The sequence below is a fragment of the Lignipirellula cremea genome (assembly GCF_056501455.1).
This window is the reverse complement of record NZ_CM151415.1, coordinates 5,391,140-5,405,917: the sequence shown is the minus strand read 5'-3', so window position 1 is coordinate 5,405,917 and position 14,778 is coordinate 5,391,140. Positions and strand designations below refer to the sequence as shown.

Sequence of the window (14,778 nt, the reverse complement as noted above, 5' to 3'; positions counted from 1 at the left end):
AACGACTATGGCTTTCAACTTTCGCATTCCGTTCTTCTCCCGGCAAGGCTCGCCGTTGCCGGCGAGATTCCTCTCCGATCGCTCGGCGCTTTACGCCGTGGTCGAACGAGAGCGTCTGCGCACGGACCGTAACGGAAGCCCGTTCTGCCTGCTGATCTTTCGACCGGAAGACGATCGCGACCCGCCGCACGCTGAAGAAGAGCAGGCGCTCGCAGAGTTTCTTTGCGGTCGGCTGCGGGAGAGCGACGCGATCGGACGCTGGCAGCGCGACGTCGCGGCGCTCCTGGTCGACACGACCCTGCAGGGAGGTCATTACGTCGCCGAAGAAGCCATCAAGGCGAGCGCCAGGGAAGGTCGGCGATACAGCGCGACGGTGCGGGTCTATCCTGAATGGGCGAGCGAGGATTCGGACGAACCGCAGGCTCGCGAGGCGTCGCCTGCTTCGTCGCGCGCGTCGGACGCAGTCGCCGCCGGCGCGATAAAGACTCGCAGCGCGGAAACGTCGCGACAGACCGCCGATCTAGAACGCTTCTTCCTCCGCGAACTCGCGCCGCCGGTCCCTGCCTGGAAACGCATCTTCGACGTCGCGGCGGCCGGATGCGGATTGCTCGCGCTCGCCCCGGTACTGGCCGTCGCGGCGGCCGCGATCAGACTCACGTCGCCGGGCCCGATCTTCTTTACGCAACTGCGGACCGGTCGCGGCGGCGAATCGTTCCGGATGTACAAGTTCCGCACGATGACAGTCGACGCGGAGAGCAAGAAGGCGGCTCTCCGGGCGCTCAGCGTGCAGGACGGACCGGCGTTCAAGCTGGAACACGATCCGCGGATTACGCCGATCGGAGCGATTCTGCGGAAGAGTTGCGTGGACGAGCTGCCGCAACTTTGGAACGTCCTCCGCGGCGAGATGTCGATCGTGGGACCCCGTCCGCTCCCCGTGGACGAAGCGGCCCGGTGTGCTGACTGGCAACAGCGTCGTCACGCGGCTCTGCCCGGCCTGACGTGCTATTGGCAGGCGCTCGGTACGGCCCGGGTGCCGTTCGTCGAGTGGATGCGGCTCGATTTGCGGTACGTGCGGAACATTACTCCCGGAGTCGACCTACGTTTGATCATGCGGACGCTTACGCACGTCGTGCTTGCCCGAGCTTCGCGTTGACGCTCCCCGCCTTCGCTTTGCGCCTTCCGACGATTTTCCGATGTTTCGCTTCGCTTCGCTTCTCCAGAACTCGCCTGTCGCCCTCCCGGCGAGCGACGGACGGTGCGCAGCGCTGGAGAATCGCTCCCTGCCTGACGTGCTCGACCGGGAGCGTCGGGCGAATCGGGCACGCTGGCGGGCCGACCTGGGATCCCGACTCGCTTCGATTCCGTCGACCCTGTTCGGCCCCTGCCAGACCGGCGTCGCCCTGCTGACTTACCACCGCCTCGCCCCGATCGCGCCCGGCAGGAGCGCAAGTTACAACGTCACCCCGGCTCGCTTCGAGGAGCAACTGTCCGGCCTGCTCGCGCGGGGCTATCGGGCTCGGTCGCTGTCGTCGGTCGTCGCCGCCGGGAAGGCCGACGATGCGGATCTGCGGCGATCGTTCGTCGTCACCTTCGACGACGGCTACGAAAATTTCTACGCGCACGCCCTTCCGATCCTGCGCCGGCTGCGGGTTCCCGCGACGCTCTTTCCGGCGACGGCCTACCTGGACTCTGATTCTCCGTTCCCGTTCGACGCGGACTTCGCGCAGGCTCCCGCCAGCGACGCTGCCGAACTCTGGCGTCCGATGAAGAGCGAGCAACTGCGCGAGATCGTCGCCGACCCGCTGATCGGAGTCGGTTCGCACACGCATACGCATCAGGACTTCCGGAATCGTCCGGACGACTTCGAGCAGGACGTGAGGACGTCGATCGAGATCCTCACGAAGCGATTCGGCGCTAAGACGCCGTTGCCGTTCTCGTTTCCGTACGGCGTCGCCAGCCTGGGCTTCACGAACGGCGATCTGATTCGGCGGACGCGCCAGCTTCCATTGACGTGTGCGCTGTCGACGGAGCCCCGCCTGGCCGTCCCTGGTCAGGATCCGTTCGTATGGGGTCGATTCGACGTAAAGCCCTTCGACACGCCTGCCACGCTCGGCGGCAAGATCGACGGATGGTTCACCTGGCTGAAGCGTCGCGCAGGACTCGGACCCATAGCGCCGGCGTCGGGTTGAGATCTCGAATCGCAGCGACCTCCGCTTTCCGCTGATCGGACTCGTTCCGACAGATCGCTTCAGTCGAAGTTCCGCATGACGACGGCGCCCGCCGAACCGATCGACCGCTTCCGCCGCCTGTTCTCGCAGGCATCGCGGGCGGCGAGTTCGCGCGCGGGGTCGTCGATTCTGGCCGTCATCGATCAGGCGATCTTCAGCGGGACGAACTTCGCCGCTGTGCTGCTGATCGCGAACTACGCCGCGCCCGAGCAACTGGGCGTCTGGCAGATGGCGATGACGGTCGTTCTTCTCGGGTACTTCGTGCAGGATGCCCTGATCCTGGCGCCCTACCGCGTGCATTACCACGCGCGTCCGCTGGAAGAGCGACCCGCCTATTTCGGAAGCGCCCTGCTGCATCAGGCGGGGTTGGTGATCGCGCTGCAGTTTGCGCTGTTTCTCTTCGTCGCGGCGGTCCATCTGGCGGCCCCGCAGATCGAGTACGAAGGCGTCTTCGCCGTACTCGCCGCGCTCTTCCCGTTCATCCTCGCCCGCGACGCGGCGAGGCGGATGGCGATGATCCACTTCCAGAACGGAACGGCCGCGATCGTCGACGCGACGACCGCCGCGCTGTTGCTGGGGGGGCTCTTCCTGGTCTTCGAGTTCGGCTCGTTCGATCTGCAGTACGCGATGGTTCTGCTGGGAATCGCCAGCGCGGCCGGCGCGGGACTGTGGTTTTTGATCCAGAATGTCCCCTTCTCCCTGTCCGCAGCGAAGTGGCGAGCCGACTGGGTCACGAACTGGGTCTTCGGTCGCTGGACGCTCGCCTCGATGCTGGTCAGCAACGGCGCGACGCTGCTCCTGATGCCGTGGGCGCTCGCCTTCGCGAAGGGAGAAGCCGTCACAGGAGAGTTCGCCGCGGCGACCGGCGTGGCCGGCGTGACGAACCTGTTCGTGAACGGATTCGGCAACTTTCTGGGGCCCCACTTCGCGAAGGTTTACGCGCACGAAGGCCGGGCCGGACTGGCGAAGGCGATCGTCGTGCCGACGATTCTCTTCGGCGTAGGTCTCGGCGGAGCGACTGTCGCAGCGATCTTCCTGGCCGAGCCGGTTGCGCAGGTTCTGTTCTCCGGCAAGTATCCCGGCGTGGGGCGCCCGATCGCGTACCTGTTCGGCAATAGCTGGATGCTGGGGCTGGGGATCGTCGCCTCGGCGAGCCTGTACGCCATGCATCGCCCGCGCGCCAACTTCCTGTCGGACTGCGTGAACCTGGTCGCTGCCGTCGTGGCGATGATCCTTCTGATCGAGCCCTGGGGGGCGACCGGCGCCGCGGCTTCGTACCTGACCGGAACGATCTTCGGATCGTCGACGCGGTGGCTCGCGTTCCTGATCGCGCTGTCTCGTCCCGAGGCCGGCGCTTCCGCGACGGATCCGCGCGAGTCGGAAGGGCCCGCATCCTTGTCGACGGAGGGAACGCGATGAACCTCGTCGAATCGTCGCGAGATTCGCTTTCCGGGCGAGGCGTCCTCGGCGTCGCCGCCTGGCTCGCGGCCGTGTTCTTCTACAAGGACCACTTCTTCACGGTCTCCCGCTACGACGAGTGGGCGCCCTGGGCCGCCAGCGGCGTCGTCGCGTCGGGCGGCAACGTGCTGAAGGGGGCGGCCCTCGGATCGATCGGCCTGCTCGGCGCCTGCCTTCTCGCGACTCGCAAGTCGAACGCCCAGGCGCCGCATCACTCGGCGCTGCTGGGGCTGATGATCGCCTACGTCGGCTGGTGTGCGGCGAGCCTGCTCTGGACCGAGGATCGCGGCGCGACCAGTCGGCAGCTTGTGGTGCTGTTCGCCGTCTTCATCGGCGCCTGGGGCATCGCCGCCCGAACGCAGCCCCGCGACCTGCTCAAGATGCTGTTCGTGATCTGCGGCAGCTTCCTCGCGATCGGTCTGTTCGCGGAACTGTCGCTCGGCACGTTTCGACCCTGGGCGAGCGGGTATCGTTTCGCCGGCACCGTTCATCCGAACGCGCAGGGCGGAATCTGTGCGACGCTCGCGATCTCGTCGCTCGCCTACTGGCTGTCGCGCCGTGACGGAGATCGCGGCGAAAGGTCGGCCCGACGCGAAGAAGGACGTTCGAACGGCTGGAGCGAGTGGCTGCCGGCGATTCTGTTCGCGGCGGCGATCGTCGGCCTGTTGCTGGCGAAGTCCCGAACCTGCGTCGCCGGCTGCATATTGGGATGCGGCATCCTGCTCCTGTTTCGGGTCTCGGCCCGATCGAAGGTTCTCGTCGGCTTCGCCGGCGCCTGGAGCCTCGCGGCGGCGGTTTTCGTGCTGGCGCTCTCGGGCGTCGATCTCGCGGCAGAGGCGGAGTCGGCGCTGTACATGGGGCGCCAGGAGGAATCCGAAGCGCTCTCGGGACGCCTCCCGATCTGGACCGAACTGTCGAACTACGTCGCGGAGCGACCCTGGCAAGGTTACGGCTACGCCGCGTTCTGGACCGAAGACCGGATCGATACGATCTCCGCAGACGTGATGTGGGTATTTCGCGAGGCCCACTCCAGCTTCTTCGAAATGCTGCTCAGCGTGGGCGGCGTCGGGCTGTTCCTGTTCCTCGCGTCGGCGCTCACGGCGGCGGGCCTGGCGTTTCGTAGGGCGTTGCGAGGAGACCCTTACGCGGCCTATCTCCTGGCGCTGATGGCCTTCTTCGCCGTCACCGCGTTCACCGAGTCGAGCGTGGTCTGGCCCTGCCTGGAAACGACCGCCCTGGGAATCGCGGCGTTTCAGCTGGCGTTCCGGCGGGGCGAAGCGGTCGCGCCTTCCGCGAGAGTCGCGGAATCGTCGCCTTCGCTGTCTCGAGTGGCGGAGGTGCAGCCGTGACGCTCTTTCCAGGTCGCCGAAAGTCGGCGGCTGCCGGCTCCGTCGAGGTCGTACGGAAGCGGTTCGAGGATCTCTCCCCGGTCGAACTGGCGGCCTGGGCCGATCTGCAGGAGACGCTTCCCGCGTTCCGCAGTCCCTACCTGAGACCCGAGTTCGCCGGACTCGTCGCGGAAGCGCGCGACGACGTCGAGATCGGCGTGATCGCGCGGGACGGGGTCGCCGTCGGCTTCTTTCCCTATCAGGTCGACGCTCGCCGGGTCGCGTCGCCGATCGGGTCGCCCGTCAGCGACTACCAGGGAGTTCTCGCGTCGCCCGATGCGGTCTGGTCGGACGAGAGCCTGCTTCGGACGTGCAACCTTTCGGCCTACGCGTTCGACCATTTGCTCTGCGGATCGCGCGGTTTCGAGCAGGGAGTTCTCTCGCGTGCCGAGTCGCCCGTCGCGGATCTGGACGACGGGTACGAAGCCTATCGCGCGGCGAAAAACGCCGAATCGGACGTCATTCGGTTCAGCGAGCGCATGGAGCGGCGACTGGCCCGAGAGGGCGAAGTCCGATTCACCTGGCAGGCAGATGCCGAAGCTGCCGAACTGATTCACCGCTGGAAGCGACCCCGGTACGTCGAGACCGGCGCCTTCGATCCGTTCGAAACGAGTTGGACGGCGAAACTGCTCGAGCGGTGTCTGCATGCGAACGAGGAACGCTTCTCCGGCGGCATCGCGGCCCTGTCCGTGGGAGGACGAACGGTCGCGGCGAATTTCTATTTGCGCAGCGGCGACGTCGTGCATTCCTGGATTCCGGCCTACGATCCCGAACTGAGCGCCAGTTCCCCCGGGAGCGTGCTGTTTCATGAATCGCTTCGCCGCGCCTCAGAGATCGGAATGCGACGTCTCGACTTCGGCAAGGGCGACGAGCGGTACAAGCTCCGGCTGATGACCGGAGCGGTCGCGGTGGCTGAAGGAGGCGTCGACCGCCGCGTCTTCCGCAGCGTCGCCCGTCGCGGTTGGTACGGCCTGCGAGGCTTCGTGCGGTCTTCCCGCTGGGGCCAGAGCCTGCTCAGCCGTTACCGTCGACTGAAGCGGACTGTCGCTCGCTCCTGATTCGAGGTGGACGGGCGACGCTCGTTGAATCCGCCCGGGTCGCGAATCAGACTGGCGGAAATTGCCCCCCGCGCACGCGACCCGCCCGCGTCCGCTCCCTCCCGCCTCACATTCCCCTCGATGCCGCTCGCCCTGGAGATCGTCCTGACCGCCCTCGCCGCGATTCTCGCCGTTCCGTCGGCGTTTCTCGCGTTGCAGTGCGTCGTCGCCGCGATCGCCGGGAGTTCGCGGCCGCATCCGCCCTCCGCGCCGGAGTCCGACGCGTGCTGTCGCTCGCAGCGGGTCGTCGTCCTGATTCCTGCCCATAACGAGGAGCGGTCGATCGCGAAAACGCTGGAGAGCGTCATTCCGCAACTGGACGACCCTCGCGATGCGCTGGTGGTCGCCGATAACTGCGATGACGCGACGGCGGAGGTTGCCCGGCGAGCGGGTGCGACGGCGATCGAGCGCTCGGACGCGGCGCTCCGAGGCAAGGGCTACGCCCTCGACTTCGGGGTGCGTCACCTGGAGCAGGATCCGCCCGGGATCGTGAGCGTCCTCGACGCCGATTGCCGCCTCTATCCCGGCTCGGTCGCGGCGCTGCGCGAGCGGATCGTCGCGACGGGTCGACCGGCCCAGGCGCTGAACCTGAGCGACGCTTCGGCCGCGACGAATCCGACCCAGGCAGTCGCTCTCTTCGCGAATCGTATCGTCAACCTCGTGCGGCCGACCGCGGGCGAAGCGCTCGGCATGTCCTGTCGCCTGATGGGCACCGGCATGGCGTTCCCCTGGGAGGTGATCCGCGAGGCGTCACTCGCCACGGGAAACCTGGTGGAGGACCTGCAACTAGGGCTCGACCTGATCGTGCAGAACGTTCGCCCCACGTTCTGCCCCGACGCACGCGTGACGACGGACCTGCCCGGTTGCGAGAAATCGTTCCGCAGTCAACGGACCCGCTGGGAGCAGGGGCATCTGGCCGCGGCGACGAAGCAGGTTCCCCGATTGGTCCAGGCGGCCCTGCGTCAGGCGCGGTTCGATCTTCTCTGGACGGCGCTCGACCTGTCGGTTCCCCCGTTGTCGTTGCTGCTGGCGACGTCGTTCCTGGCGTGGGCGGCTCTCGGCCTTTCGACGATTCTCTTCGGCATCGGCCTGACGGCGTGGACGCTGCTGACCTGTGCCGGAGTCGGAGCGGCGACGGCGCTCGTCCTCGCCTGGATGCGTTATTGCCGGGAGCAGATTCCGCTGGTCACGATAGCGCTGGCGCCAGGATACGTCCTCGCGAAGCTCCCCCTGTACGCATCGATGCTAGTTCGTCGGCAGAAGGCCTGGATTCGCACCGAGCGAGGGCCGGCCTGATGTCCGCCACTCTGAACGCTGCGAACAAGCAGGAACTGGGGGCGATGCCCTGCCCCAACTACCGCCTGCTCGGGGTGACGATCGCCGACGTCACGAAGGCCGAGGCATGCGACCTGATCGAGGAGAGCCTGCTCCGCGTGCGCGACGGGAGCACGGCTGCCCGCACGTTCTACTTCGTGAACGCGCATACGCTGAATCTGGCGACGGATGACGCGGACTATCGCGACCTGCTGAACCGCGGCGACTATGTCTTCGGCGATGGCACCGGCGTCCGATGGGGAGCGCGGCTACAGGGGATACGGGTGAAAGACAATCTCGTCGGCACCGACCTGACGCCGACGCTCTTCGCCTCGAAGGCCGGCCGCGGATATTCGTACTTCCTGCTCGGATCGAACGAGGAGACCGTCGAAGCTGCCGCAGCGTATGCACGACGAGAGTTTCCCGGCTGGATCCAGGCCGGGTTTCATCATGGCTATCTGAGCGATGCGGCGGCGGAACGGAGCGCCGTCGCGGCGATTCGCGAGGCACGGCCCGACGTGCTTCTCGTCGGGATGGGCAACCCGATTCAGGAACGCTGGATCGAGCGCTGGGCGAAGGAGCTTCCTGTCGGCGCCCTCCTCGGCATCGGCGGTTTGTACGACTACTGGGCAGGCAACGTCAGCCGGGCTCCGCAGGCCGTTCGACGAGCGGGATACGAATGGCTGTGGCGCCTCTACCAACAGCCGCGGGCGAAGGCACACCGCTACCTGGTCGGCAACCCGCTGTTTCTCTACCGCCTGCTTCTTGACCGCGTCGTGGCCCGCCGCCGATTGACGCGCGCGACGGCGAGCTGAACGCGGCTGTCGATCGGCGATGCTTGCTGATTCGCCGGCGGGTTCGGAAGGCTCCCTGCCGTTCCGCGTTCGAGCCGTTGCGGATAATCTAGCAGGCTGCTGCACGACGCCTTCGTGGCGTGGTACAGCCTCGCCAGGTTCGGAACAAGTTCCTCACGGCTCGCGAAAGGGTCGTGAACTCCCCTTTCGTCGTCGCATCCTTGCGACGAACGAAGGCTGGCTGCCTTTTGCAGCAGCCGTCTAGTCCGCAGGCTCTCGCCGCGCCAGAGCCGCCGCTCGAACCGTCTTCGGTAACCACTCTATGGCCGACTACCGCAAACGTCGCGAAGTTCTCCTGCGTACGCTGAAGAAGCGGAAGCTGCCCGGGATGCTCGTGACTGACGAGATGAACGTCACCTACCTGACCGGGTTCACCGGCGACAGCACGGTCCTGCTGCTGACGCCGGAGAAGGCGCTCCTAATCTCCGATCCGCGATACACGACGCAGATCGAAGAGGAATGCCCCGACGTCGAGGCGACGATCCGATCGACGTCCAGCGTGCCGATGAAGACGGCGGTCGCCGAGGCGGTCCGGTCGTCGAAGCTGCACTCGCTCGCCTTCGAGGCAGATCACCTGTCGACCGCGACGCATGCGGAGTATGTCGCCGCGATCGAGGGCGTCGAGCTGATTCCGACCAGCGGCATCGTCGTCGAGCAGCGGGCGGTCAAGGACGCGGACGAGGTGGCGGAAATCCGCGTCGCCGTCGATCTGGCGGAGCGGTCGTTCCGCGCGGTGACGGCCGCTCTTCGCGGCGATATGACGGAGGCGCAGGCCGCCGCGGAATTGGAATACCGCATCCGCATGCTCGGCGGGCGCGGCCTCGCGTTCGATCCGATCGTCGGCGTCGGACCGCGATCGGCGCTCCCCCACGGTCGTGCAGGCGAGACTCGCTTCTCGGAATCGACCTTCTGCCTGTTCGACTGGGGCGCGCGGAAGACGCTCTACCGCAGCGACATCACGCGGCTGGTCGTCTACGGCAAGCTGCCCGCGAAGATCGAAAAGATTTACGGCGTCGTGCTGGAGGCCCATCGCCTCGCGATCGAAAAGATCGGGCCGGGCGTTTCCACGCGGGAAGTCGATTCGATCGCCCGAAAACACATCGCCGACGCCGGATTCGAAAAGCGCTTCGGACATGGCTTGGGACACGGGATCGGGATCGCCATTCACGAGCAGCCCCGCTTCAGCGCCCTGTCCGATGCGACGCTGACGCCGGGAATGGTCGTCACGGTTGAGCCCGGCATTTATCTTCCGGGGGTCGGCGGCGTCCGAATCGAGGACGACGTGCTCGTGACCGCGAAGGGGGCGGAGGTTCTGACCTCGCTTCCTCGGGATCTGGATGCGTGCGTCGTTTCCTTGTAAATTCCTGTATCGTCCGGAACTGGGGGCGAATGGCGGGCAGGCAAGCGACGCGAGCGATGTTGCCCGATCGACGCGTCCCCTAGAATTCCGGATCGAATCATGTCCCGCGACAGCGCCGGCTCAGCCGAGGAATCCTGCGTGAGCGATCCCGAACCGCAATCGGAACCTGTATTCGACGTCGACCGCGTGCGGCAGCTCGTCGATCTGATGAAGCAGCACGACCTGAGCGAAATCGCTCTGCAGAACGGCAATCGGAGAATTCGCCTGCGTCGGGGCCCGCTCCAGGCTCCGACCTTCGTCGCCGGCGCGCCCGCGAGTGCGCCGATGGCGTTCGCCCCTCCGGCCGTTTCGCCGCCTGCCGGCGGAGTCTCCGCGCCGAGCGCTGCCGCTCCTCAAGCGGACCCGAACGCGAACGCCATCCTCATCAAGAGCCCGATGGTCGGCACGTTCTATTCGAAGCCGAATCCTAAGGCCAAGTCCTACGTGCAGCCGGGCGACCGCGTCACGCCGGAAACCATCGTCTGCCAGATCGAGGCGATGAAGACCTTCTCCGAAATTCCGGCAGGCGTCAGCGGAACGATTTCCGCGATGCTCGTCCGGGACGAAGAGCCGGTCGACGTCGACAAGCCGCTGTTTCGTCTGGACCCGTGACGCATCCCGCGTCGACTCGGCCGCCCGCCGAACGCAGGGCGCCGAGGGTCCAATGAAGGGCCGGACGTGCGGGTTCGCCCCCGTTCGGATTCGCTCCCCGCTATCGCTCGCTTGCCTCCCGGGCGATCTCTGGATCGCCGCTGAACCGCCTCTCACGAACGCGATTCTCGACCCGCCATGTACAACCGGATCCTGATCGCCAACCGCGGCGAGATCGCGCTGCGCGTCATTCGCGCCTGCAAAGAACTCGGCATCGAGACGGTCGCCGTCTACAGCACGATCGACAAGGACGCGTCGTACCTGCAACTCGCGGACGAAGCGTACTGCATCGGCCCTCCCCCCGCGGCGGAGAGCTACCTGAAGATCGAGCACGTCATCGCGGCGGCCGAAATCGGCAACGTCGAGGCCATCCATCCTGGTTACGGCTTCCTTTCCGAAAACGCCCACTTCAACGAGATCTGTCGAGAGTGCGGCATCGACTTCATCGGGCCCACGCCCGACTCGATGATGATGCTGGGCGACAAGAACCGTGCGCGGAATCTTGCCCGAGAGGCCGGCGTTCCCACGGTTCCGGGAAGCGAAGGCCTGATCGAAGACGACGAGGAGGCGATGCGGGTCGCCCGCGAAATTGGCTTTCCCGCGCTGATCAAGGCGACCGCGGGCGGCGGCGGACGCGGCATGCGCGTCGCCGCGAACGAACTGGCCCTCGTCAACGCGATCAGCCAGGCCCGCGCAGAAGCGAAGGCCGCCTTCGGCGACGGCAGCGTCTACATTGAAAAATACGTCGAGCGACCGCGACACGTCGAAGTGCAGGTCATCGCCGATCAGCACGGCTCCGCCGTCCATCTCTGGGAGCGCGACTGCTCGACCCAGCGACGGCACCAGAAGCTGATCGAGGAGAGCCCGGCGCCGCGACTGCCGCAGGAGGTTCGCGAAGAGATCTGCTCCGCGGCCGTCCGCCTGATCAAGAAGGCGAACTATCACAACGCCGCGACGGTCGAGTTCATCGTCGACCAGGAGAACCGGTTCTACTTCATCGAAGTGAACGCGCGGATCCAGGTCGAGCATCCCGTCACCGAGATGGTGACCGGAATCGATCTGATCAAGACGCAGATCCGCGTCGCGGCCGGCGAAAAGCTGGCGTTTCAGCAGTCGGATATCGTTCACTCCGGCTGCGCGATGGAATGCCGGATCAATGCGGAGGATCCCGACCGGAACTTCCTCCCCAGCCCCGGCAAGATTACCTCGATCCGCTTCCCGGGCGGCCCTGGCGTGCGATTCGATACGCACGTCTATCAGGGGTACTCGGTCCCTCCCACCTACGATTCGATGGTGGGCAAGCTCCTCGTGCACAAGCCGACCCGCGAAGAGACGATCGCCGGAATGCTCAGGGCTTTGGACGAACTCCGCATCGAAGGGATCAAGACGGTCGTTCCCTTCCATCAGGCGATGCTCCGCGAAGCGACCTTCGTGGAAGGGAAGATGGACACGAAGTTCGTCGAGCGATCCTGGATGAAGCAGGGCTGACGAACTCGCGGCGACGCCGCCACGGCGGACTCGGTCCCGAGGCTGAACGAAAAAAGCGGGCGGTCGGATGTGGTCCGACCGCCCGCTTTTCGTTTCCGTCGTCGCTGTCGCGAAGACTACTTCCCGGCCAGGTCCTGCTGGGCGTAGGCGTTCGCGTAGTAGGAGTAGTAATACGCGTAGAGGGACGTTCCGCTTCCCGTCATCGCGTAGTCCTGCTGCGAGTAGGCGAGGGCGTAGGAGCTCATCTGGGACTGGTAGTTCCGGAGTTCCAGGTAGTCGCCGAGCGCCTTTCCGCGGGTCTTCTTCGTCTTGCCGCCCCAGCGAATGGTATCGCCGGCCTGGTAGCGATAGTACATCGCGAAGTAGGAATAGACGTAAGCGTAGTAGGCGTCCCCGGTATAGCCGCCGCCGTCGTTGTAGAAGTTGCTCGCCGTGTCGTAGGCGAGATCCGTGTAGTAGTTGGCGAACGTGCCCTGTCGGCGAACTTCCGAGCTCGTGCCGTTGCCGCTGTCCGCCTTGACGTCGGAATCGTTTTTCAGATCGGCGCGGAGCATCGGCCGGTTCGGGAGCCCGATCTCGTTGGTGGCCGATCCTCGGGCGAAATCGTACACGCCCTTCTCCTTCGACCCGATGACGCGGGACAGGTCGAACCGGAACGCTCGGGTGCCGCTGCCCGACTTGTACTTCGCCTTGACCGCTCCGCCCGTGAGCGAGAGAACGGGGGGCGCGACGAAGTCGACGTTCTCGTCGAAGGTCATCGTCATGGTCTTGCCGCTGGCGTTGATTACCGCGGACTTCACCACCGGCGGCGTCGCATCAGGCCGAACGCCGATGATGACGGGAACGTTCTGCACGAACTCGTTGTTGTTGCCGCTTACGTCGACGACGGATCCGCCCAGCAGATCGAGCGTCGCGTTCTCCGAACGAAAGGCGCGGCGCGACAGGTTGTACTGGATCGCGTTGGTGTCGTTCCCCTTGGCGTACGTGGCCGTAATCGGTCCCGCGGAGAACCGCAGCGTCGGTGCGCGCATGTGAATGACGCTTTCGCTGAACATCAGCGTCAGCTTTCGACCAGACTTGTCGACCGACGCGGTAAGCAGCGAGGGCGCCGCATCGCCGGCGGCGACGAAGGCAGTGATGTTCTGTCCTTCGAACTGAATGTCCTTCACCTCGACGGCGGAGTCGCTCCCGTCGTATCGGGCGCTCCCGGGCGTCGACTGCATGTCGAAGACCGTCCCAGCCTGCCAGAAATCGCCGGCGTCGCCGGTCGTTCCCTGCTCGATCTGTTCCAGCCCGTCCGCCTCCATCACGCGCATCATCTTCCGGGCGGTATAGGAATTGTCGTACTCGTAGTCGTTGCCGGACGCGTCGAGCGTCGAATCGACGTGCCAGATCATGAGGCCCGAGCCAGGCCAGTCGGCGCCGTCGTCGTTGGCGCCGCCCAAGCGGTTCTCCACGAAGAAGAATTCGTCGAACGGGTTGGCGGCGCTCGCCCCCTGCATGACGACGACGCCGTCGCCGGAGGAGGCCGCAGGCTCGAACGTCACTTTCTTGACGCCGGACCCGATCACCGTGGGGGTCGACCACTCCAGCAGCCACTTGTGGAAGCCGTTATGATCGCCGCGGTTGCCGTCCATGATGTCGAGTCCGCCGACGCCGCCGCGCGGTCCGACGGTATCGTCGTAGTCGTACAGGTCGGGCAGACCGATCGCGTGACCGGTCTCGTGGATCACCACCAGCGGGCGGAACGGGCCGGCAGCGTCGTAATCCGTGAACTGGAAGACGTACGTGCCTATGCGCTTTCCGTCGATCGTAAACGACGGATCCGACCATCGGGTCTGATAGGCCCACCAGAAGTTGCCCCAGCCGGTGTTATCGCCCGCGTAGATGACGAGGAGGTAGTCGATCACGCCGTCGTTGTCGTTGTCGTACTGCGCGAAATCGTGGGCCGCGTCGAACGATTCCAGGGCCTCGCTAATCAGGGATTCGCGACCCGCGGTCGTCTCTGCCACCTGGGCCCGAGGATAGGCGGTCCGATACCATCCGAGCGTGCTCCCTTCGATCGTTAGCTTGCCGAACGACGAGCGATCGTAGTAGGAAGTCAGGCTCTCGTAAGGCGCGTTCGTGGCGACGCCGTCGCCGAAGAGCGCGTCGTCGATGAAGGCCTGCGTGTTGACCGCCGCCGGCTGCATGTCGCTGAATTCGATCAGGACTGCCGGAATCTTGTTGACCCCGGTGGTCGGCATTCCCCGCCATCGCGGAGGAGGCAGAGGCGCCATCTCTTCGATCTTCGCCTGCGGGACGCCGTCCGCTTCGAGCGCGGCGCGACGGATCTTCGCCTTCGCACGCTCGATCAACTCCGGAGCGTACTTGTCGTTGCCGAGCGACTTCTGGAACTCCAGCCGTTCCTGATAGGTACCGTCCTGCTTGTACTTCTCGATCTCGCCCGGTTGAGGCGGGGCAGCGAGCAGCGGCGCGGCCGCGACGCCCAGAAGAATCGCGAAGATCGCGAGCGACGTACTAGAGAATCGCGTCATGGAAAGCATGGCTCTGGGAACGGATGAACGAAGACCGGCGAGCGATCGATGAATTCGCGGAGGGAGCGCCCTAGGGGCTCGGCCCTGTGCGCGAGGCGGGCGTTCGGACTACTTGGTCGGGCGAAGAGAGGATCAGTCTTCGGCGATCTTCAGGCGAAGGTCCTGAACGAAACCGGTTCGGCGTAGAACGAGAGAATCGGTTGAGCCGGCTCTATCGATTCGACTCAGAATCCTGCAGATGTCAAGCTCAGGCGACGAATCGGGATCGGATTGTCCGATTCTTCGCATCGGCGTTCGCGCGTAAGAAGAGGCGACCGGAGTTCCCGATCGCCTCCTCGCAAGAAAGTTTCGTCGCTCGCCTGTC

General features: G+C 65.6%; 11 protein-coding genes. 10 read left to right on the top strand and 1 reads right to left on the bottom strand.

Annotated features, from left to right (window positions below; all coding sequences use genetic code 11):
* The first annotated feature begins 7 nt into the window (after positions 1-7).
* The 10 genes from SH602x_RS21130 to accC all read left to right on the top strand — a co-directional run bounded on the left by SH602x_RS21130 (position 8) and on the right by accC (position 11,877).
* A complete protein-coding gene (locus tag SH602x_RS21130; RefSeq protein ID WP_479474181.1) occupies positions 8-1,153 on the top strand; it encodes a sugar transferase in 1,146 nt (381 codons plus the stop codon).
* A 40-nt stretch (positions 1,154-1,193) separates the two neighbouring features.
* Positions 1,194-2,189, top strand: coding sequence for a polysaccharide deacetylase family protein (locus SH602x_RS21125; protein WP_479474180.1), 996 nt, complete (start codon positions 1,194-1,196; stop codon positions 2,187-2,189).
* Between the two features lie 75 nt (positions 2,190-2,264).
* Positions 2,265-3,647, top strand: a complete 1,383-nt coding sequence (locus tag SH602x_RS21120; protein WP_479474179.1) for a lipopolysaccharide biosynthesis protein — start codon at positions 2,265-2,267, stop codon at positions 3,645-3,647.
* Entirely contained in the window at positions 3,644-5,035 is a 1,392-nt protein-coding gene (locus SH602x_RS21115) for an O-antigen ligase family protein (RefSeq protein WP_479474178.1), read from the top strand. Before SH602x_RS21120 ends, SH602x_RS21115 begins: the two co-directional genes overlap by 4 nt.
* Positions 5,032-6,132 (top strand): GNAT family N-acetyltransferase, encoded by a 1,101-nt coding sequence (locus SH602x_RS21110; protein ID WP_479474177.1) that lies wholly within the window; start codon positions 5,032-5,034, stop codon positions 6,130-6,132. The genes SH602x_RS21115 and SH602x_RS21110 overlap by 4 nt, the downstream gene beginning before the upstream one ends.
* A 120-nt stretch (positions 6,133-6,252) precedes the next feature.
* Positions 6,253-7,467, top strand: a complete 1,215-nt coding sequence (locus tag SH602x_RS21105; RefSeq protein ID WP_479474176.1) for a glycosyltransferase family 2 protein — start codon at positions 6,253-6,255, stop codon at positions 7,465-7,467.
* Positions 7,467-8,300 (top strand): WecB/TagA/CpsF family glycosyltransferase, encoded by an 834-nt coding sequence (locus tag SH602x_RS21100; protein WP_479474175.1) that lies wholly within the window; start codon positions 7,467-7,469, stop codon positions 8,298-8,300. The genes SH602x_RS21105 and SH602x_RS21100 overlap by 1 nt, the downstream gene beginning before the upstream one ends.
* Before the next feature lie 301 nt (positions 8,301-8,601).
* Positions 8,602-9,699 carry a M24 family metallopeptidase gene (locus SH602x_RS21095; protein ID WP_479474174.1) on the top strand — a complete coding sequence of 366 codons (1,098 nt, stop codon included), beginning with the start codon at positions 8,602-8,604 and terminating at the stop codon, positions 9,697-9,699.
* A 138-nt stretch (positions 9,700-9,837) separates the two neighbouring features.
* Positions 9,838-10,350, top strand: a complete 513-nt coding sequence (accB, locus tag SH602x_RS21090; protein WP_479474173.1) for an acetyl-CoA carboxylase biotin carboxyl carrier protein — start codon at positions 9,838-9,840, stop codon at positions 10,348-10,350.
* A gap of 177 nt (positions 10,351-10,527) precedes the next feature.
* Complete coding sequence (gene accC / locus SH602x_RS21085) at positions 10,528-11,877, top strand: acetyl-CoA carboxylase biotin carboxylase subunit (RefSeq protein ID WP_479474172.1); 1,350 nt, start codon at positions 10,528-10,530, stop codon at positions 11,875-11,877.
* A 116-nt stretch (positions 11,878-11,993) separates the two neighbouring features.
* Here accC and SH602x_RS21080 read toward each other — a convergent pair whose 3' ends face one another.
* Complete coding sequence (locus SH602x_RS21080; protein WP_479474171.1) at positions 11,994-14,414, bottom strand: M6 family metalloprotease domain-containing protein; 2,421 nt, start codon at positions 14,412-14,414, stop codon at positions 11,994-11,996.
* Positions 14,415-14,778 lie beyond the last annotated feature (364 nt).